The 19,276-nt window shown below is 72.7% G+C and carries 16 protein-coding genes; 3 read left to right on the top strand and 13 right to left on the bottom strand.

Translation table 11 applies throughout. The annotated features are described in order from the left end of the window. The first annotated feature begins 28 nt into the window (after nt 1-28). Nucleotides 29-814: a hypothetical protein gene (locus AC061S_RS23690; protein ID WP_478687926.1), complete on the top strand. Its 786-nt coding sequence runs from the start codon at nt 29-31 to the stop codon at nt 812-814. 31 nt (nt 815-845) lie between these two features. Here AC061S_RS23690 and AC061S_RS23685 read toward each other — a convergent pair whose 3' ends face one another. From AC061S_RS23685 to AC061S_RS23670, 4 genes are all read right to left on the bottom strand, one after another. Beyond that, nucleotides 846-2,627, bottom strand: a complete 1,782-nt coding sequence (locus AC061S_RS23685; protein WP_478687925.1) for an ABC transporter ATP-binding protein — start codon at nt 2,625-2,627, stop codon at nt 846-848. Continuing rightward, entirely contained in the window at nt 2,624-4,492 is a 1,869-nt protein-coding gene (locus tag AC061S_RS23680) for an ABC transporter transmembrane domain-containing protein (RefSeq protein WP_478687924.1), read from the bottom strand. The genes AC061S_RS23685 and AC061S_RS23680 overlap by 4 nt, the downstream gene beginning before the upstream one ends. A gap of 136 nt (nt 4,493-4,628) precedes the next feature. Further along, the gene (locus AC061S_RS23675; RefSeq protein ID WP_478687923.1) at nt 4,629-7,565 is read right to left on the bottom strand and encodes an FAD-binding and (Fe-S)-binding domain-containing protein; all 2,937 of its coding nucleotides are present in this window, start codon (nt 7,563-7,565) and stop codon (nt 4,629-4,631) included. An 84-nt stretch (nt 7,566-7,649) separates the two neighbouring features. Further along, nucleotides 7,650-8,132, bottom strand: a complete 483-nt coding sequence (locus AC061S_RS23670) for a MarR family winged helix-turn-helix transcriptional regulator (protein WP_478687968.1) — start codon at nt 8,130-8,132, stop codon at nt 7,650-7,652. Between the two features lie 140 nt (nt 8,133-8,272). Here AC061S_RS23670 and AC061S_RS23665 point away from each other — a divergent pair, with 140 nt between their 5' ends. Both AC061S_RS23665 and mltG read left to right on the top strand, forming a co-directional pair. Continuing rightward, nucleotides 8,273-10,225, top strand: a complete 1,953-nt coding sequence (locus AC061S_RS23665; protein WP_478687922.1) for an ABC transporter ATP-binding protein — start codon at nt 8,273-8,275, stop codon at nt 10,223-10,225. Between the two features lie 63 nt (nt 10,226-10,288). Then, nucleotides 10,289-11,128, top strand: a complete 840-nt coding sequence (gene mltG, locus AC061S_RS23660; protein WP_478687921.1) for an endolytic transglycosylase MltG — start codon at nt 10,289-10,291, stop codon at nt 11,126-11,128. 23 nt (nt 11,129-11,151) lie between these two features. Here the strand turns inward: mltG and AC061S_RS23655 are convergent, their stop codons facing one another. The 9 genes from AC061S_RS23655 to AC061S_RS23615 all read right to left on the bottom strand — a co-directional run bounded on the left by AC061S_RS23655 (nt 11,152) and on the right by AC061S_RS23615 (nt 19,256). Beyond that, nucleotides 11,152-12,225 carry an NAD(P)-binding domain-containing protein gene (locus tag AC061S_RS23655; protein WP_478687920.1) on the bottom strand — a complete coding sequence of 358 codons (1,074 nt, stop codon included), beginning with the start codon at nt 12,223-12,225 and terminating at the stop codon, nt 11,152-11,154. A gap of 56 nt (nt 12,226-12,281) precedes the next feature. After that, complete coding sequence (locus AC061S_RS23650; RefSeq protein ID WP_478687919.1) at nt 12,282-13,376, bottom strand: LLM class flavin-dependent oxidoreductase; 1,095 nt, start codon at nt 13,374-13,376, stop codon at nt 12,282-12,284. Beyond that, nucleotides 13,376-14,416 carry an ABC transporter substrate-binding protein gene (locus AC061S_RS23645; protein ID WP_478687918.1) on the bottom strand — a complete coding sequence of 347 codons (1,041 nt, stop codon included), beginning with the start codon at nt 14,414-14,416 and terminating at the stop codon, nt 13,376-13,378. Before AC061S_RS23645 ends, AC061S_RS23650 begins: the two co-directional genes overlap by 1 nt. A gap of 118 nt (nt 14,417-14,534) precedes the next feature. Beyond that, nucleotides 14,535-15,320, bottom strand: coding sequence for an ABC transporter ATP-binding protein (locus AC061S_RS23640; RefSeq protein WP_478687917.1), 786 nt, complete (start codon nt 15,318-15,320; stop codon nt 14,535-14,537). After that, nucleotides 15,293-16,168, bottom strand: a complete 876-nt coding sequence (locus tag AC061S_RS23635; protein ID WP_478687916.1) for an ABC transporter permease — start codon at nt 16,166-16,168, stop codon at nt 15,293-15,295. Before AC061S_RS23635 ends, AC061S_RS23640 begins: the two co-directional genes overlap by 28 nt. Before the next feature lie 227 nt (nt 16,169-16,395). Then, nucleotides 16,396-16,464 (bottom strand): putative leader peptide, encoded by a 69-nt coding sequence (locus AC061S_RS23630; protein WP_328303517.1) that lies wholly within the window; start codon nt 16,462-16,464, stop codon nt 16,396-16,398. A gap of 114 nt (nt 16,465-16,578) precedes the next feature. Beyond that, nucleotides 16,579-17,940 (bottom strand): cytochrome P450, encoded by a 1,362-nt coding sequence (locus AC061S_RS23625; RefSeq protein WP_478687915.1) that lies wholly within the window; start codon nt 17,938-17,940, stop codon nt 16,579-16,581. A 106-nt stretch (nt 17,941-18,046) separates the two neighbouring features. After that, nucleotides 18,047-18,724: an HAD family hydrolase gene (locus AC061S_RS23620; RefSeq protein ID WP_478687914.1), complete on the bottom strand. Its 678-nt coding sequence runs from the start codon at nt 18,722-18,724 to the stop codon at nt 18,047-18,049. 52 nt (nt 18,725-18,776) lie between these two features. Beyond that, nucleotides 18,777-19,256: an Lrp/AsnC family transcriptional regulator gene (locus tag AC061S_RS23615; protein ID WP_243340573.1), complete on the bottom strand. Its 480-nt coding sequence runs from the start codon at nt 19,254-19,256 to the stop codon at nt 18,777-18,779. Between the last annotated feature and the right edge of the window lie 20 nt (nt 19,257-19,276).

Raw genomic sequence — 19,276 nt, 5'->3', positions numbered from 1 at the left:
GGCCCGGCCGGGCCCGTAGCCTGGCGCGATGCCTGAAATCCATGAGCTCTGGCCCCTGGCGCCTTCCTCCGAGACCGACTGGCTGACGGAGCTCTGCGGGGACGGGACCCTCGGTTTCTCCCCGCCCCGCAGGCCGGACGCGGCCTGGGTGCTGAACGCGATGTACGAGCACAGCGGCGGGATCCTGGGCATCTCCCACCACGAGGCGCGGCAGGCGGCCATCGCCGCCGGCGCCGTCGCACCCAGCCGATTCGGCGACATCGACCTGGAAATAGGGATTGCCACGGGCGGCGCACTGGGACGCACGGAACACCCGGGGCCGCAGTACCGCCGCCTGCGCTGGGCCGAGCTGGCCGCCCGCTGCGGGGACCCCCTGGTCCCGGAAGGGAGCTACCCATCGCTGCACTGCTTCCCGTCCGTGAAACTGGATGACAGCTGGCCCGTCGGCATCCGGCCGCCCACGGAAGGCAGCCTCGACCGACCGACGTGGGACCGGCTGGTCGACCTGCTCACCGCACATGCCCCCGACGGCGCGCACACCCGTTGCCTGGCGTACTACAACCCGCTGATGCTCGCCGCCTGCGACTTCGACGCACTGCACGTCCGTGCGGGCCGGCTCGGAGACGCGCACGCCCTCTACGACAACCCGGAAGCGGACTTCAGCCCCTCCAACCTGTGGGCCGAAGACCGCTCCTGGGTCCTGTACACCGACTACGACCTGTGGGCCACCAAGGTCTCCGGACCCGAGCGCCTGGTCGAAGCGCTGCTCCGCGACCCGGTGATCGAGGCCGTCCGCCTGCCCTGGACCACGTAGGCGGGTCCAGGGTCAGGCGCCGCGGTGCCGGTCACCCGTGCCAGGAGCGCCACAGGGCGGCGTACGCGCCGTCGGCCTCGACCAGGGCGTCGTGCGAGCCGAGCTCGGTGATGCGGCCGGCCTCGACCACCGCGATCACGTCCGCGTCGTGCGCGGTGTGCAGCCGGTGCGCGATCGCGATCACGGTGCGGCCGTCCAGCACCCGGGCCAGTGAGCGCTCCAAGTGCCGGGCCGCGCGCGGGTCCAGCAGCGAGGTGGCCTCGTCCAGGACCAGCGTGTGCGGATCAGCCAGGACCAGCCGGGCCAGCGCGATCTGCTGCGCCTGCGCCGGGGTCAGCGCCACGGATCCCGAGCCGACCTCGGTGTCCAGACCGGCGTCCAGCGCCCGCGCCCAGTCCTCCGCGTCGACGGCGTCGAGCGCCGCCCACAGCTCGGCGTCACCGGCCTCCGTACGCGCCAGGCGCAGGTTGTCCCGCAGGGAGCCCACGAACACGTGGTGCTCCTGGTTCACCAGGGCCACGTGCTCGCGCACCCGCTCCGCCGGCATCCGCGAAAGCCGCGCCCCGCCGAGGGTGATCTCACCGGTCCGCGGCGCGTAGATGCCCGCCAGGAGCCGGCCCAGCGTGGATTTGCCGGCGCCCGAGGGCCCGACCAGGGCCATTCGGGTGCCCGGCGGCACCGACATCGACACCTGGTGCAGGACGTCGACGCCCTCGCGGTACCCGAAGTGCACCTGGTCCGCCCGGACGTCCCTGCCGTCCGGGGAGACGCCCGCGTCGCCCGCGTCCGGCTCGATCTCCCGCACGCCCACCAGCCGGGCCAGCGAGACCTGCGCGATCTGCAGTTCGTCGTACCAGCGCAGGATCAGGCCGATCGGGTCGACCATCATCTGCGCGAGCAGGGCGCCCGTGGTGAGCTGCCCCACCGACATCCAGCCCTGGATCACGCAGTACCCGCCGATCATCAGCACCGAGCCGAGGATCGTCACGTAGGTGACGTTGACGACCGGGAAGAGGACCGTCCGCAGGAACAGCGTGTAGCGCTCCCAAGCCGTCCACTCCTTGATCCGCCGCTCCGACAGCTCGATCCGCCGTCCGCCGAGGCGGTGCGCCTCGATGGTGCGGCCCGCGTCCACCGTCTCGGTGAGCACGGCGGCGACCGCCGCGTACCCGGCGGCCTCCGAACGGTAGGCCCGGGGCGCCCGTTTGAAGTACCAGCGGCAGCCGATCACCAGCACCGGCAGCGCCACCAGCGCGGCCAGTGCCAGCGGCGGCGCGGTCACGGCGAGCGCACCGTAGAGGAGCCCCGCCCACACCACGCCGATGGCGAGCTGCGGCACGGCCTCGCGCATCGCGTTGGCCAGCCGGTCGATGTCCGTGGTGATCCGGGACAGCAGGTCGCCGGTTCCCGCGCGCTCCAGCACGCCCGGCGGCAGGCCCACCGACCGCACGAGGAAGTCCTCGCGCAGATCGGCCAGCATCTCCTCGCCGAGCATCGCCCCGCGCAGCCGGACCAGCCGCACGAACACGGTCTGGACGCCGAGCGCCAGGGCGAACAGCAGGCCGACCTGCCCCAGATGGAGTTCGCGGGCCCCTTCCGAGAGCCGGTCCACGACCTGGCCCAGCAGGTACGGGCCGACCATGGAGGCGATCACCGCGACGGTGTTGACCCCGACCAGCACCAGGAAGGCCCGCCGGTGGCGGCGGAACAGGCCGCGCACGTAGCCCCGTACCGTGTCGGAGCTGCCCACGGGCAGTGTCGCGGCCGTTTCCGGGGCGGCCGGATCGTAGGGCGGCGGCGCCACGCCGATCATGCGGATTCCTCGATCTCTGTGAGTACGGATTCCAGCCGCGGGAGCCGCTGTTCTTCCTCGGTCCGCTGTTCTTCCTCGGTCTCGCGGGTGACGACCGCCCGGTAGAGCGGGTCGCCGTGCAGCAGCTCGCGGTGCGTGCCGCTCGCCGCCGCCTTGCCCTCGTGGATCAGGACGACCCGGTCGGCGCGGTCCAGCAGCAGCGGCGAGGAAGCCAGTACCACCGTCGTGCGACCGGCGCGCAGGGCCGAGATCCCCTCCGCGATCCGGGCCTCGGTGTGCGCGTCGACCGCCGAGGTCGGCTCGTCCAGCACGAGTACCTCGGGATCGGTCACCAGGGACCGGGCCAGCGCCAGCCGTTGTCGCTGCCCGCCGGACAGCGAGCGCCCGCGCTCGGTGATCCGGGCGTCCATCGGGTCGCTCACCCCCTCCGGCGCGGACTGCAGCAGGGCGTCCAGCACGTCTGCGCACTGGGCCGCCGCGAGGGCCGCAGGCGCTTCGACCGCCCCGGACGCCGGTACGTCGAACAGCGCGCGCAGCGTCCCGGACAGCAGGACCGGATCCTTGTCCTGTACGAGGACCAGCGTGCGCGCGGTGTCCAGCGCGAGCTCGTCCAGCGCGACCCCGCCCAGCAGGACGGAGGGCCCGGCCGCGGCGTCCATCGGGTGCCCGCCCAGGCGCTCCGCGAGCCGGCCCGCCAGGTCCGGGTCCCCGCACACCACGGCGGTGAACCGGCCCGCCGGGACGAGCAGCCCGGTCTCCGGGTCGTACAGGTCACCGCCGGGGGCGGGGGTCCGCGCGACCTCGGTGGAGACCACCGGGTCCGCGCCGCTCTCCGCGCCGCCGTCCGCGCCGGCCTCCGCCTCCGTGTCGGTCCGGGTCAGTGACAGCACCCGGGCGGCCCGCTTGGCCGACGGGCGCGAGAAGGAGTACGCCATCGCGATCTCCTCGAAGTGCCGCAGCGGGTAGAGCATGGTCGCCACCGCGCTGAAGGCGGCGACGAGTTCGCCGACGTCCAGCCGGCCGTCCAGCACGAGCGCGGCCCCGTACCAGACCACCGTGATCAGCAGCGCGCCCGGCAGCAGCACCTGGATCGCGGAGATCAGCGCCCACATCCGGGCACTGTGCACGGCCGCTTCGCGGACCTCCTGCGAGGCCTCGCGGTAGCGGCTCAGGAAGAGTTCCTCGCCGCCGATGCCGCGCAGGACGCGCAGCCCCGCCACGGTGTCCGAGGCCAGTTCGGTGGCCTTGCCCGCCTTCTCCCGCTGGACGTCGGCGCGTTGGGTGGCGCGCGGCAGCAGCGGCAGGACGGCCAGCGCGAGCACCGGCATGCCGAGGGCCACGACCACGCCGATCGTGGGCGCGTAGAACAGCAGGACGACACAGCCGATGACCAGGGTCACGGCGGCGGCCAGGAAGCGGGAGACCCCCTCGACGAACCAGCCGATCTTCTCCACGTCGCCCGTGGAGACGGCCACCACCTCGCCCGCCGCGACCCGCCGGGTCAGGGCGGAGCCCAGTTCGGCGGTCTTGCGGGCGAGCAACTGCTGGACCCGCGCGGCGGCGGTGATCCAGTTGGTGACGGCCGTGCGGTGCAGCATCGCGTCGCCGAGCGAGATCGCGACGCCGAGCAGCGCGATCAGGCCGCCGACCCACAGCAGCCGGGCGCCGTCGCCGTCCACGACCGCGTCGATGCCCAGGCCCACGGTGTACGGCAGCCCCGCGACGCCGCCGAAGTGGAGCAGCCCCCAGCACAGGCTTTTGACCTGTCCGCCGAGTTGGCCCCGACCCAGCCACCAGAGGAACCGGGGGCCGGAGCGAGCATCGGGTACCCCTGGGTCCGGATACGGAAGATCGCTGATCTGCATGACGCCCCATGACTGGTCGAGTGTTCCAAACCGTGCAAGGTTCGCGTTCGGGACCGGTCCGGGGCAATCGATTTTCCGTTGGCCAAAGCTCTGCGCGGGCAGGCTTGTGGCCCGAGTGGCCGGAGGGGCGGCGGCCTCAGGGCCGGGTGGCGCGCTCCAGTTCCAGCAGCGCGGAGTGGTAGCTGCGGCCCGTGGCCCGGTCCATGCCCACCTCGCACATCCGGTTCGCCGACAGGTGCGCGTCGAACTCCCGGGCCGTCACCTCGGCGGCCTCGCGCGCCGTCGCCGACTCCGTCAGCTCCGGGTGCAGCATGCCGCGGTCGCCCGCGAAGGCGCAGCACCCCGCGTCGTACGGGACCACCACCTCGTCGGCGCAGGCCTCGGCCACCGCCCGCAGCTGCGCCTCGTCGTCCAGGTGCCGCATCGAACAGGTGGGGTGGAGCACCGCCGAGCCCACCGTGCGCCGGACCTCCAGGTGCGGCAGCAGCTCCTCGGCGGCCCAGACGATGGAGTCGACGATCCGCAACTCGGCATGGAGCGCCCGGTTGTCGTCCGTGAGGTACGGGACCACCTCGTGCGCGATGCCCAGGGTGCAGGAGGAGGCGTCGACCACGAGCGGCAGCCGCCCGCCGGCCGTCCAGCCCCAGGCGGCCTCCACGATCCGGTTGGCCATCACGCGGTTGCCGGCGTCGTACCCCTTGGAGTGCCAGATCGTCGCGCAGCAGGTGCCCCTGACGTCCCCGGGGATCCAGACCGGCTTCCCGGCCCGCTCCGACACCGCGACCACGGCCTCCGGAAGGGAGGGGCCGGACCGGCCGTCGGGACCGCCGAAGATCCGGTTGACGCAGGCCGGGTAGTACACCGCGGCGGCGCCCCCGCGCCGGGTGGCAGGGAGCTTGCGGGCCGCGGCGCCGGGGACCTGCGGCAGCCACTCCGGAACCAGGTCGGGCCGTACGGCCTTGCGCGCGGCCCCCGTCACGGCCTGCAGGATCCGGTCCCCGACGGCGTCGGTGATCTTGTCGGCGGCGGCCACGGCCAGCCGCGCGGCCACTTCGACCGCGCCGAACCGCAGGGCGGCGAGCTCGGCCGCGCGCTCCTCGCGCGGGCTGTGCCGGCGGTGGCGGAAGTCCTTCATCAGGGCGCCGGTGTCGATGCCGACGGGGCAGGCGAGTTTGCAGGTGGAGTCGCCGGCGCAGGTGTCCACGGCGTCGTACCCGTACGCGTCGAGCAGACCGTCGAGCACGGGGGAGCCGGGCTGTTGGCGCATCATCTCCCGGCGCAGCACGATCCGCTGGCGCGGGGTGGTCGTCAGGTCCTCGCTGGGGCAGGTCGGTTCGCAGAACCCGCACTCGATGCAGGGGTCGGCGACGGCCTCCACCTGCGGGATGGTCTTGAGACCGCGCAAGTGCGCCTTCGGGTCGCGGTCCAGGAGGATCCGCGGGGCGAGCACCAGGTCGGGGTCGACGACCCGCTTGGTGCGCCACATCATCTCGGTGGCCCGGGGTCCCCACTCCAGTTCCAGGAAGGGGGCCATGTTGCGGCCGGTGGAGTGCTCGGCCTTCAGGGAGCCGTCGAAGCGCTCGACGGTGAGCCGGCAGAAGGCCTCCATGAAGGCGGCGTACCGCTCCACGTCGGCGGGCCGGGCGGCGTCGAAGGCGAGCAGGAAGTGCAGGTTGCCGTGGGCGGCGTGGCCGGCGACGGCGGAGTCGAAGCCGTGCTCCGCCTGGAGTTCGAGGAGGGCCTCGCAGGCCTCGGCCAGCCGGGACGGAGGGACCGCGAAGTCCTCGGTGATCAGGGTGGTGCCGGAGGCGCGGGCGCCGCCGACGGCGGTGACGAATGCCTTGCGGGCCTTCCAGTAGCCCGAGATGGTCTTGGCGTCGCGGGTGAAGGCGTTGGTCACCGAGGCCACCGGGGTCACCAGGTCCAGCCCGGCCAGCACTTCGGCGGCGCGCCGCTCGTACTCCGCGCGGCCGGCCTCGTCGGGGGCCCGGAACTCCACCAGCAGCGCGGTGGTGTCCTTGGGCAGCCCGGCCCAGTCGGCGGGGACGCCCGCGACGCTCACCGAGGCGCGCAGCGTGTTGCCGTCCATCAGCTCGACGGCCAGCGCCCCGGCCTCGTTGAAGAGCGGTACGGCGGCCGCCGCGGCGGGCAGCGAGGGGAAGAAGAGCAGGGCGCTGGTGAGCTCGCGGTCCAGCGGCAGGGTGTCGAAGACGACCTCGGCGATGAAGCCGAGGGTGCCCTCGGAGCCGACCATCAGCCCGCGCAGGATCTCCACCGGGGTGGCGCCGTCGAGGTAGGCGTCGAGGCGGTAGCCGGTGGTGTTCTTGATCTCGTACTTGGCCCGGATGCGGGCCACGAGCTCGGGATCGGCCTCGATCTCCTTCTTGATCTCCATCAGGCCGTGGCACAGGCCCGGCTCGGCCCGCTCCAGCTCCTCGTCGGCGAGCGGGTCGGCGGTGTCCACGACGGTGCCGCTCGGCAGGACGAAGGTGAGGGAGGACAGGGTGCGGTACGAGTTCCTCGTGGTGCCCGCCGTCATGCCGGAGGCGTTGTTGGCGACGACTCCGCCGAGGGTGCAGGCGATGGCGCTGGCCGGGTCCGGGCCGAGGACGCGGCCGTGCCGGGCGAGTGCGGCGTTGGCGCGCACGACGGTGGTGCCGGGCCGGATCCGGGCCCGCAGGCCCCCCTCCAGCACCTCGACCCCGGCCCAGTGGCGGCGGACGTCGACGAGGATGTCCTCGCCCTGGGCCTGGCCGTTGAGCGAGGTCCCGGCGGCTCGGAAGACCACCTCGCGCTGCTTGCCGTGGGCGTAGGACAGGACGGCGGAGACGTCGTCGATGTCCTCGGCGACCACGACGACCTGCGGAAGGAACCGGTACGGGGAGGCGTCGGAGGCGTAGCGGACCAGGTCGGAGACGCCGGAGAGCACTTTGTCGGCGCCCAGCAGCTCGCTCAGCTCGCTCCGCAGCGGCTCGGGGGTGCCCGTGGACCTGCGGTCGGGCACCCGGTCGGGGGCGGGGCCGCTGATGGTGCGCGGGCGCAGGGCCCCCGGCTTCGGTTCCAGCAGTGGCATCTGCAGCCCCTCAACTCGCGCCGTGTCGGTCGTTCTCACTCGTTCGGCGCAGCCCCGGCCCGGTCCCGGCCGGACCGTCGCCCGTCAGCAGCCGTGCTCCGCCGGAGCGTCCGCCAGAGCGTTCAGCAGACCGCCGAGCACCTCGCGCTGATCGGCGGTCAATGGAGCCAGGATCTCCTCTGCGGCGCCGGTTCGCGCGTTGCGCAGGCGGCGCAGCGTGGCGCGGCCGGTGTCGGTGAGCTCGATCCTTATGACGCGGCGGTTCGCCGGGTCGGGCACGCGGCGGACGCAGTCGGCGCTCTCCAGACCGTCGACCAGCGTGGTCACGGCGCGGGGCACCACTTCCAGGCGGGCGGCGAGGTCCGCCATCCGGGGCGGCCGAGCCGTGGAGAGGTGGGCGACCGTGCGCAGCAGCCGGGACTGGGCCGGGGTGATGCCGAGCGGCTCCAGATGGCGCTTCTGGATGCGGTGGAGCCGCCGCGTCAGGCGGAGGAGCTGCTCGGCGAGAACACCGTCGGTGGTGTCGGCGCCGTCGGTGTTCTCGGCCGGCTCGGCCGGATCCGCCATCGCGGCGCTGTCGGTCTCGGAAGCGGTGCTCATGCTGCGGTCCTCATAATGGGAACGATATCAGGACCAGATTCATTGTGAGCATAGGTAACAATGAGCTATGCTCATTCGAGTCTCGTCACCTGTCATGAAGGAGGCCCATGCGCCCCAAAGAACCCGAGTGGGAACCCTCGAAAGAATCACTGGACCCCAGCGGCCCCGCTCCGGACGAGCGGCCGCGCGAGCTGCGCCGCATCGTCGGCCTCTTCCGGCCCTACCGGGGCCGCCTCGCCGTCGTCGGCGTGCTGGTCGCCGCCTCCTCGCTGGTCGGAGTCGCCACCCCCTTCCTGCTGAAGGAGGTCCTCGACGTCGCGATCCCGCAGGGTCGTACCGGGCTGCTCAGCCTGCTCGCCCTCGGCATGATCGCGACCGCGGTCGTCACGAGCATCTTCGGCGTGCTCCAGACCCTGATATCCACCACCGTCGGCCAGCGCGTCATGCACGATCTGCGCACCGCCGTCTACGCACAGCTCCAGCGGATGCCGCTGGCCTTCTTCACCCGGACGCGGACCGGTGAGGTGCAGTCCCGCATAGCCAATGACATCGGCGGCATGCAGGCCACGGTCACCTCCACGGCGACCTCCCTCGTCTCGAACGCGACGGCCGTCATCGCCTCCGTGGTCGCCATGCTCGCGCTCGACTGGCGGCTCACGCTCGTCTCGCTCGCCCTGCTGCCCGTCTTCGTGTGGATCAGCCGCCGCGTCGGCGGCGAGCGCAAGAAGATCACCGCGCAGCGCCAGAAGCAGATGGCCGCGATGGCGGCGACGGTCACCGAGTCCCTGTCGGTCAGCGGCATCCTCCTCGGCCGCACGATGGGCCGCGCCGATTCGCTCACCACCTCCTTCGCCGAGGAGTCCGAGAAGCTCGTCGACCTCGAAGTGCGCTCCAGCATGGCCGGGCGCTGGCGGATGTCCACCATCGGCATCGTCATGGCCGCCATGCCCGCGCTCATCTACTGGGCGGCCGGCATAGCCCTGCAGACCGGAGCCCCCTCGCTCTCGGTCGGCACCCTCGTCGCCTTCGTCACCCTCCAGCAGGGCCTGTTCCGGCCCGCCGTGAGCCTGTTGTCGACCGGCGTCCAGATCCAGACCTCCCTGGCGCTCTTCGCCCGCATCTTCGAGTACCTCGACCTGCCGGTGGACATCACCGAGCGCGAGGACCCCGTCCGCCTCGACCGCGCCAAGGGCGAGGTCCGCCTGGAGGACGTCCACTTCGCCTACGACGCGAAGAGCGGCCCCACCCTGACGGGCATCGACATCACCGTCCCGGCCGGCGGTTCCCTCGCGGTGGTCGGCCCGACGGGATCCGGCAAGAGCACGCTGAGCTACCTCGTGCCCCGCCTCTACGACGTCACTGGCGGCAGGGTCGCCCTCGACGGCGTGGATGTGCGCGACCTCGACTTCGACTCCCTGGCCCGCTCCATCGGCGTGGTCTCCCAGGAGACCTACCTCTTCCACGCCTCCGTCGCCGACAACCTGCGCTTCGCCAAGCCGGACGCCACCGACGAGGAGATCGCGGAGGCGGCCCGCGCGGCCCAGATCCACGATCACATCGAGTCCCTGCCCGACGGGTACGACACCCTGGTCGGCGAGCGCGGCTACCGGTTCTCCGGCGGAGAGAAGCAGCGCCTGGCCATCGCGCGCACCATCCTGCGCGACCCGCCGGTGCTCATCCTCGACGAGGCCACCAGCGCGCTGGACACCCGCACCGAGCACGCCGTGCAGCGGGCCATCGACAACCTCTCCCAGGGCCGCACCACCATCACCATCGCCCACCGCCTCTCCACCGTCCGTGACGCCGACCAGATCGTGGTGCTCGACGGAGGCCGGATCGCGGAGCGCGGCACCCACGAGGAACTGCTGAAGGCCGACGGCCGGTACGCCGCCCTCGTCCGGCGCGACCGGGAGAGCGCCCTCAAGCCGGAGGCTCCGGCGTCCGGGGGACTGCTGTCCGGGGCGCTCGGTTCCGAGATGCGAGCGGCGGATCTGCTCAAGCCCGGGACCTTCAAGCCGGACACCCTGCGCGGCAGCGAGCCGACCCCGGTGAACGTGTGATCGTATGACCGGCACACGGGCCGGATGCCGGGAATCCGACGGTTCGCGGGTTAGCGTGCCCGCATGCGTCATGAGAACCGGCCGCCGTCACCGCGCCGTTCCCGGCTCACCCGCCGGGGCAGGCTGGCGCTCTTCCTCGGAACCGTCCTGGGACTCGGGGCAGCCCTCCTCATCCCCCTGATTCCCGGCGAGGAACCGCCCGAGAAGCCGCGCCAGTTGCTGATCCCCGAGGGCTGGCGGGCCCCGCAGGTCTACGCCGCCATCGACCGCGAACTGAAGCTCCCGGCAGGCTCCGCCAAGGCCGCGGCCGCCACGGCCGCCCTGCCCCTGCCCGCCGAGGCGAAGGGCAATCCGGAGGGGTACCTCTTCCCGGCCACCTATCCGGTGACCTCGAAGTCCACCCCGGCCGCCCTCCTCACGTACATGGTGGAGACGGCCAACAAGAGCCTCGCCACCAAGGCCGTCGCGGACGGCGGCAAGACCCACGGGATGACCCCGTACCAGACGGCCACCCTCGCGAGCATCATCGAGGCGGAGGCCGAGACCCGCGCGGACATGGGCAAGGTCGCCCGGGTGGTGCACAACCGGCTGGCGAGATCGATGCCGCTCCAGATGGACTCCACCATCAACTACGCGCTGAACCGCTCCACGGTGGACACCAAGCTGAGCGAGACGAAGATCGACAGCCCCTTCAACACGTACGAGCGCCAGGGCCTGCCGCCCACCCCGATCGACAGCCCCGGCCTGCAGGCCATGGCGGCCGCGGTGGCCCCCACACCCGGAGACTGGCTCTTCTTCGTCACCGTGAAGCAGGGGGACACCCGCTTCTCGGCGACGTACGAGGAACACAAGCGGCACGTGGCCGAGTTCAACCGGCTCCGAGCGGCCTCGCGCGCGACCTGAAGCACTCTGCGACCGGGTACGGCTCAGCGGATGCCGGCCCGGAAACGGGTGAGCAGGCGGTGGATCTCGCGGACGGCGACGCCACCGGCGCGGTTGGCTCCGATGGTGGACGCGGACGGGCCGTAGCCGACCAAGTGGATCCGCTCGTCGCGGACCGAGCGGGTGCCGTCGAGGCGGATGCCGCCGCCCGGCTCGCGCAGGCGCAGCGGAGCCAGGTGGTCGATGGCGGGACGGAAACCGGTGGCCCACAGGATCACGTCCGCTTCCACCCGGCTGCCGTCCGGCCAGGCCGCCCCGGTCCTCGTGAGGTGGTCGAACATCGGCCGCCGATCCAGGACGCCCGACTCCAGCCCGCCCCGAACCGCCTCGTTCAGCGGCAGCCCGGTGACGCTGACCACGCTCCGGGGCGGCAGCCCCTGCCGCACCCTTTCCTCCACCAGGGCCACCGCGGCGCGGCCCTGCGCCTCGCCGAAGCTCCCGTCGCGGAACACCGGGGGCCGACGGGTGACCCACGTGGTCTCCGCCGCCACCCCGGCGATCTCCAGCAGGTGCTGCACCGCCGAGGTGCCGCCGCCCACCACGACGACCCGGGCTCCGGCGAACTCCGCCGGCCCCGGGTAGTTCGCCGTGTGCAGCTGGCGTCCCCGGAAGAGCTCCTGCCCCGGGTAGCGCGGCCAGAACGGCCGGTCCCAGGTCCCGGTGGCGTTGATCAGCGCCCGCGCCGACCAGGTGCCGGACCGGGATTCCACCAGCAGTCGGCGGTCCGCCCCGTCGCGTACGGCGGTGACGTCCACGGGCCGGCGTACACGCAGGCCGAAGCGGCCCTCATAGGCGGCGAAGTACTCGGCGATCACCTCGGAGGACGGCCGCAGCGGATCGGCGCCGGTGAGTTCCATCCCGGGCAGCGCGTGCATGCCGTGGACCTTGCCGTAGGTGAGCGAGGGCCAGCGGAACTGCCAGGCACCGCCCGGGCGCGGCGCGTGGTCCAGGACCACGTGGCCGATGCCCGCCCGCGCCAGGTGGTAGGCGCCGGACAGTCCCGCCTGTCCCGCGCCCACGACGACCACGTCCACGTCCTGCACCGCGAATTCGTTCACGGTTCTACCAACTGAGGGCGGCGCCGAGATCTTCCCGGAGCCCGCCGGTCCCGGCCTCAGCGCGCGAGCAGGCCGCGCGCCGCGAGCTCCGGAGTCACCCCCTCGCCGAACCAGTACGCCTCCTCCAGGTGCGGATAGCCCGACAGGACGAAGTTCTTGATCCCGAGCGCGTGGTACTCCTCGATCCGGTCCGCCACGTCCCCGTGGCTGCCCACCAGGGCCGTACCGGCACCCCCGCGCACCAGGCCGACCCCGGCCCACAGGTTCGGGGAGATCTCCAGCTTGTCGCGCGAGCCGCCGTGCAGGGCCAGCATCCGCTGCTGTCCGACCGACTCGCTCGCGCCCAGCGCCGCCTGCGCGGTGGCGATGGACGCGTCGTCCAGATCCCCGAGCAGCCGGTCCGCCGCCGCCCAGGCCTCCTTCGCCGAATCCCGGGAGATGGTGTGCAGCCGGATGCCGAACTTCACCGTCCGGCCCCGCTCCTCGGCCAGCGAACGGATCCAGTCGATCTTCTCCTTCACCTCCTGCGGCCGCTCGCCCCACGTCAGGTACACGTCCGCGTGCTCGGCGGCCACCGGACCCGCCGCGGCCGAGGAGCCGCCGAAGAAGATCTCCGGCAGCGGGTCGGGCGGCAGCGCCGTCAGCCCGCCGTCGATCCGGTAGTGCTCGCCGTGGAAGTCGAAGGGCTGCCCGCCCCAGACCCCCCGCACGACCGAGAGGAACTCCGCCGTGCGCGCGTAGCGGAGATCGTGGCCGAGGTGGTCGCCGAACCGCCGCTGCTCCGCCGAGTCGCCGCCCGTCACTACGTTGAGCAGCAGCCGGCCGCGTGTGATCCGCTGGTACGTCGCCGCCATCTGCGCGGCCAGCGTCGGCGAGATCACCCCGGGTCGGAAGGCCACCAGGAACTTCAGCCGCTCGGTGTGCTGCGCGAGCGCCACCGTGGTCAGCCAGGCGTCCTCGCACCAGGTGCCGGTCGGGGTCAGCACTGCTTCGAAGCCGAGCCGCTCGGCCGCCTTCGCGATCTGTGCGAGGTACTCGATGTCGGGCTCGCGGACCCCGGCGGCGGCGTGGTTGTTGGCGTAGGCGTGCCGGTCGACCAGGGTGCGGCCGTCGCCGCCGGTCGGCAGGAACCAGTGCAGTCGTACCGTCATCAGGAGTCCTTCCCGTACGTGCGCGCGGGGGTGGTGGAGGGCGGCAGGTTCCCGTTGAAACGGGTGTCCACGAAGTCCTTGAAGACGACCTTGCCCGGGATCAGCTTTAACTCGGCGAAGGTGTCGGCGATCTTCTGCTCGGAGGCCACGGCCGCCTCGTCCACGGCCACCGGCACCCGGGTGCCGTTGCTCCGCTTCACCGCGTCGAAGGCCACCTCGTACGGCAGCCCGGTCTCCTTCGACCAGACCTCGGCCCACTCCTCCGGGTGCTTGAAAACCCAGTCCTGGGCGCGCTGGAGGCGGACCAGGTAGTCCCCGATGGCCTTGCTCTTGCCCTCGTCCGCGAGCGCCCCGGGCGCCGCCACCTGGAAGCCGAGCCCGTTGACGACCCCCTCGCCGCTGGTCAGGACGCGGGCGCCGGAGCGCAGCACCTGGGAGGTGTACGGGTCCCAGACCGCCCAGGCGTCGACCTTGCCGCTGTTGAAGGCGGCCAGCGCGTCGGCCGGCTGGAGCAGCGTGATCTGCACGTCGGCCGGCGTCAGGCCGGCCTGCTGGAGGCTCGCGATCAGCTGGAAATGAGCCGAACTTCCCTGTGCCACGGCGACCTTCTTGCCGCGCAGCTCGGCGGGGGACTGGAGGGCGGAGTCCTTGGGCACCAGGATCGCCTCGCCGGTGGAGGAGCCGTGCGTGGCCGCCACCACCGTGATCTTCGACTTGGCCGCGGCTGCGAAGACGGGCGGGGTGTTGCCGACGCCGCCGATGTCGACGGCCTTGGCGTTGACGGCCTCCAGCAGCGGCGGACCCGAGGTGAAGGTGGACCACTTGATCTCGTAGTCGAGCTTGTCCAGCTCGCCGGCGGCCCGCAGCAGCGACTCGTAACCGCCCTTCTGGTCACCCACGTTGAGGGTGACCTTGGCGCCGCTCTTGGCGCCGTCCTTCGCGGCGGAGCCGCTGTCGGCGGCCGAACTGCCGCCGCAGGCGGTCAGGACCAGCGACAGCGGAAGCAGCGCGGCGAGCAGGGGCAGGGTATGACGTCTCATGTCGCTTCTCTTCGATCTCTCGTACGGGAACCAGGGCAGGGGGAAGTGGAGGGGCGGGCGGAACGGGAGGGGCGGGCAGAACGGGAGGGGCGGGCGGAACGGGAGGGGCGCGCGGAGCTCAGCCGACGCCGAGCTCGGCCAGCAGCCGGGCGCGCAACGCGGCGAAACCGGGGTCGCCGACCGAGCGCGGACGCTCCAGCGGCACCTCGGTGTCGTGGGCGATGCGGCCCTCGTCCATCACGAGCACGCGGTCGGCCAGCAGCACCGCCTCGTCGACGTCGTGCGTGACCAGCAGCACCGCGCAGCCGCGCCGTTGCCACAGCTCGGCGACCAGACGCTGGGCGTTGATACGGGTCAGCGCGTCGAGCGCGCCGAACGGCTCGTCCAGCAACAGCAGGTCGGGCTCGCGGACCAGGGCGCGGGCCAGGGAGGCCCGCTGTGCCTCGCCGCCGGACAGCGTCTTCGGCCAGGCGTCGGTGCGGTGCTCCAGCCCGACTTCGGCCAACGCGCTCTCCGCACGGTCGCGTTCCGGGCGCCCGGGCAGCCCGAGCAGCACGTTGCGCCAGACCCGCTTCCAGGGCATCAGCCGGGGCGCCTGGAAGGCCACCGCACGGCGCTCGGGCACCAGGACCTCGCCCTCGATCTCCCGGTCCAGGCCGGCGAGCACCCGCAGCAGCGTGGACTTCCCGCAGCCGCTGCGGCCCAGGAGCACGGTGAACTGGCCCGCCCGCAAGGTCAGATCGAGTCCGTCGATGACGGCCCGGCCGTCGAAGGCCCGGGTGAGCCCCCGGACCCGTACGGCGGTGTCGGCCGGATGCGCCGTGACGGCGGTGGCGGTGACGGCGGTGGTGGCCGCGGCGGTGGCGGCGGTGTCGGTCACTGGCCGGTGAAGGTCGGTCGCCATTGCAGCAGCAGCCTTTCGAGAGCGCGGACGATGAGGTCGGCGGTGAGACCGAGGAAGGCGTAGACGACCAGGCAGACGACGATGACGTCGGTGCGGAAGAACTCGCGGGCCTGGTTCATCAGGAAACCGATCCCGGCGTCGGCGTTGATGGACTCCCCGAACACGAGCGCCAGCCAGCCGGTGGCCAGCGAGTACCGGAGCCCTGTCATGAACCCGGGCAGCGCGCCCGGCAGCACCACGTGCCGCACCTGACCCCAACGGCCCAGCCCCAAGGCCCCGCCCGCTTCGATGAGTTGCTCGTCGACCCCGCGGATCCCGGCGTACACGTTCAGGTACAGGTGGAAGGCCGTGCCGAGGGCGATGAGCGCCACCTTCGGCGCCTCCCCGATGCCCATCCAGATGATGAACAGCGGGATGAGCCCCACCCAGGGCACCGTCCGCAGCATCTGCACGCTCGCGTCGATCAGGTCCTCGCCCAGCCGGGAGAGCCCGGACAGCAGCGCCAGCACCGTCCCCACCGTCCCGCCCAGGACGAGGCCGATCGCCACGCGCTGGAGCGACACCCCCATCGCGGCGGGCAGGGTGCCGTCCCCGATCAGGCCGGCCGCGGCGCTCGCGATGGTCGAGGGTGGAGCGAGTGTGTCGGCGGGCAACCAGCCGAGACTGCTGGCGAGTTGCCAGGCGGCGAGCAGCAGGAGGGGTCCGGTGGTGCGCCGCGCCCAGCGGGGCGGTGACCGCCGTTTCGCCGAGGCCGGTACGACGGGTACGAGCGCGGGGGCGGCGCCGGCCGAGGGAACGGATGCTCTCTTAACCGATATGTCCGGCCGCGCATGGCTGGTGAGGGTCATGGGTGCTCCACGGAAAGGGAGGGGGCGGGGCAGGGGGAAGCGCACGCCCGTAGACCCCACGCCGGTACGGAGGCGGAGTTCGGGGGCTGCGGAGCTCGGAGAGCCGGAGCCGCGGAGGACCGGAGCCGCGGCGGTCCGGGGCTCACGGGATCAGAGGCTCAGGGGATCAGAGGCTCAAGGCGTGCGGAAGGGGAGCGCGGAGCGCTCGTGCCGCAGGTGAAAAGGCGTCAGCAGCCGCGGCAACACGCGGCGGAGGCCACCCGCAGCAGGTCGATGTGACCGCGCGTGGTGAGCATGGCTGAACGCAACATGCGGCGAAACTTGGCCATTCGCCCGCTCCCGGTCAATGGCGTCTCGCCCGCTGGGATCCAGGTCTCCCCCGTCGGGACGCGATCCGTCAGGCGCGATCCTCAGGCGCGGTGCGCCCGGAGGGTGGCCAGGACCGGGTCCCGGGGCTGGAGGGTGAGTCCCGGAAGGACCCTCGCGCGGGTCGGACCGCTGTCCAGGTGGAAGCGCTGGGCCACGACGGCCAGGACGAGGGCGGCCTCGACCAGGGCGAAGCGGGCACCCAGGCAGGCGCGCGGGCCGCCGCCGAAGGGGAACCAGGCGTGTTCCGGGATCTGGTGGGCCGCGTCGGCATCCCACCGCTCGGGGCGGAAGGCCTCCGGCTCCGGGAACCAGCGCTCGTCCCGGTGCATCGACCACGGGCTGGTCCACACCGAGAGGCCGGCCGGGACCGGACGCCCGCCGAGCGTGGCACCCTCTCTCGCCACCGCGGAGATCAGCCAGATCGGCGGGTAGATCCGCAGCGCTTCCTTGACCACCTGCTGGGTCCAGGGCAGCCGCGCGTAGTCCTCGTAGGCCGGAAGCCGGCCGCCGAGCACCCGGTCCAGCTCCTCCGTCAGTCGTTCGCGGGCCTCCGGCGCACCCGAGAGCAGTTGCCAAGCCCAGGTCAGGGTGGTCGACGTGGTCTCGTGTCCGCCGATGTACAGGGTGATCGACTCGTCCCGCAGCTCCGTGCGCGACAGCGGCCCGCCGTCCTCGTCGCGGGCGGAGAGGAGCCTGCTGAGCAGGTCGTCCCGCTCCTCACCGGCCGCCGAGGCCGCCTCGTGCTCCTGGATGACGTGCTCGATCTCACGGTCCAGGACGTCCACGGCCGCCCGCATCCGGCGCCGGCCGGGAGTGCGCACCCACGGCGGCAGGAACATGGTCACGCCCCGGAACTCGGCGCCGAGTTCGCGCTGCGCGGTGGCCATGGCGGCACTGATGGGCGCCTCCCGGCCGGCCGCGTCGCTCCCGAACAGGGTGCGCACCGCGATGCGTTGGGTCAGCCCGGCCATCTCCCGGTGCACGTCGATCCGTGTGCCGTCGCTCCAGCCGGAGACCAGCGCGCCGGCGCACTCCACCATCGTGCCCGCGTACGAGCGCACTTGCCGCGGGCGCACCGAGGGCTGGACCAGTGCCCGCTTGCGCCGCCAGTCCTCGCCGGTGGCCACGACGACGCCGTTGCCCAGCAACTGGCGGAAGGCCCAGCCCAGTTCGGTCGGGCTGAAAGTGGACTCCACGGCGCCGAGCAGCTCACCGGCGTGTTCCGGTCGCGAGACCAGGACGTTGCGCTGCGGGCCGAGCGCCCAGGGCACCCAGTCCCCGTACTCGTCGCGCAGCGACTCGAAGAAGGCCAGCGGATCGCGGGCGAAGGCGGGGAGGTTCCCCAGCAGGGGCCAGCGGCGCGGTCCGCGCTCGGAGCCCGGGGGCAGCAGGGTGGCGGTCACCCCGGCATGGTGACAGTGCCGCCCCCAGGACGCCAGACCATCCGGGCAACCCCGGGCCGCCGCGGTGGCCCGCGGAGCACCCGGAAGCCCGGGGTGCCCGGACGGCTCAGGCCGCCTGCGCCGCGGTGAGCCAGGTGTAGGCGCTCTCCGCGCTGAACTCCGTCTGCCCGGAGGGGAAGAGGAGCCCGGCGGCCGCGAAGGCCGGGTCGTCCGCGGTGGCCGCCACGTACGGGACCGCCATGCACCGCATGCCCGCCGCCTGCGCGGCCAGGGCGCCCGGCGCCGCGTCCTCGACGACCACGCAGTCGGCGGGGTCCGCGCCCAGTCGGCGGGCCGCCTCCAGGAACACGTCCGGCGCGGGCTTGCCCTGCGCGACCTCCTCGGCGGAGACCACCGTGGTCAGCAGTGCGTCCAGCCCGGTGCCGGCCAGGACCGCGTCGATCGCCTCGCGCGAGGAGCCCGAGGCCACCGCCATCGGGACGCCCTCGGAATGCAGCCGCCGCACGAACGCGCGCATCTCGGGGTAGGCCTCGGTGTGGGTCCGGGCGAGCTCCAGGTAGGCGGCGTTCTGCTCGGCGAGCAGTTGCTCCACCGGAGCGGGGATCCCGTACTCGTCCCGGAGGATCTCCAGGGTTTCCAGGGTGCCGATGCCGATGTACCGGGAGTGCTGCTCCCAGGTGAAATCGGGGACCCCGTGGCGCTCCAGGGTGCGCCGCCCGGACTCGTAGTAGTTCGGCTCGCTGTCCACGAGGGTGCCGTCGAGATCGAATATGACGGAGATCATCCGTAGTGCCCGTCCTGCCGGTGCCTGTCTCATTCCTGTCCCGACCATCTTGTCAGGGTTTGCGTGCTGCCCGTCCCACTGACTCGACCAGGGGGAGGAGGCGGTGCGGCACCCGCTCGCGCAGCGCGACCTCGGTCCGGGTGCGCACCACGCCGGGCAGCCGGATCAGCCGCTGGATGACGTCCTCCAGGTGTGCGTTGTCCCGCGCGGCCACCCGGGTCAGCAGGTCCCCGCCGCCGGTGATGGAGAAGGCCTCGATGATCTCCGGTACGGACGCCAGCGCGTCGCCGACCTCGTCCAGGTGTCCCTGGGTCACCTCGATGTGCACGAAGGCCAGGACGGGATGCCCGAGTGCGGCGGGGGAGAGCACGGGCCCGGTCCCGGTGATCACCCCGGTGCGCTCCAGCCGGTCGAGCCGGGCCTGGAGGGTGCCGCGCGCGACGCCGAGGATCCGGGCGTACTCCCGGATGCTGGTGCGCGGCTGCTCGATCAGCAGGCGCAGGATCCGTGTGTCGAGCTCGTCCACCGCCATGCCGCGACTGTATCAACGCG

It is taken from the genome of Streptomyces sp. CA189 (assembly GCF_056428985.1).
The sequence above is the reverse complement of the archived record's forward strand: the minus strand, read 5'-3'. Positions and strand labels throughout refer to the sequence as shown.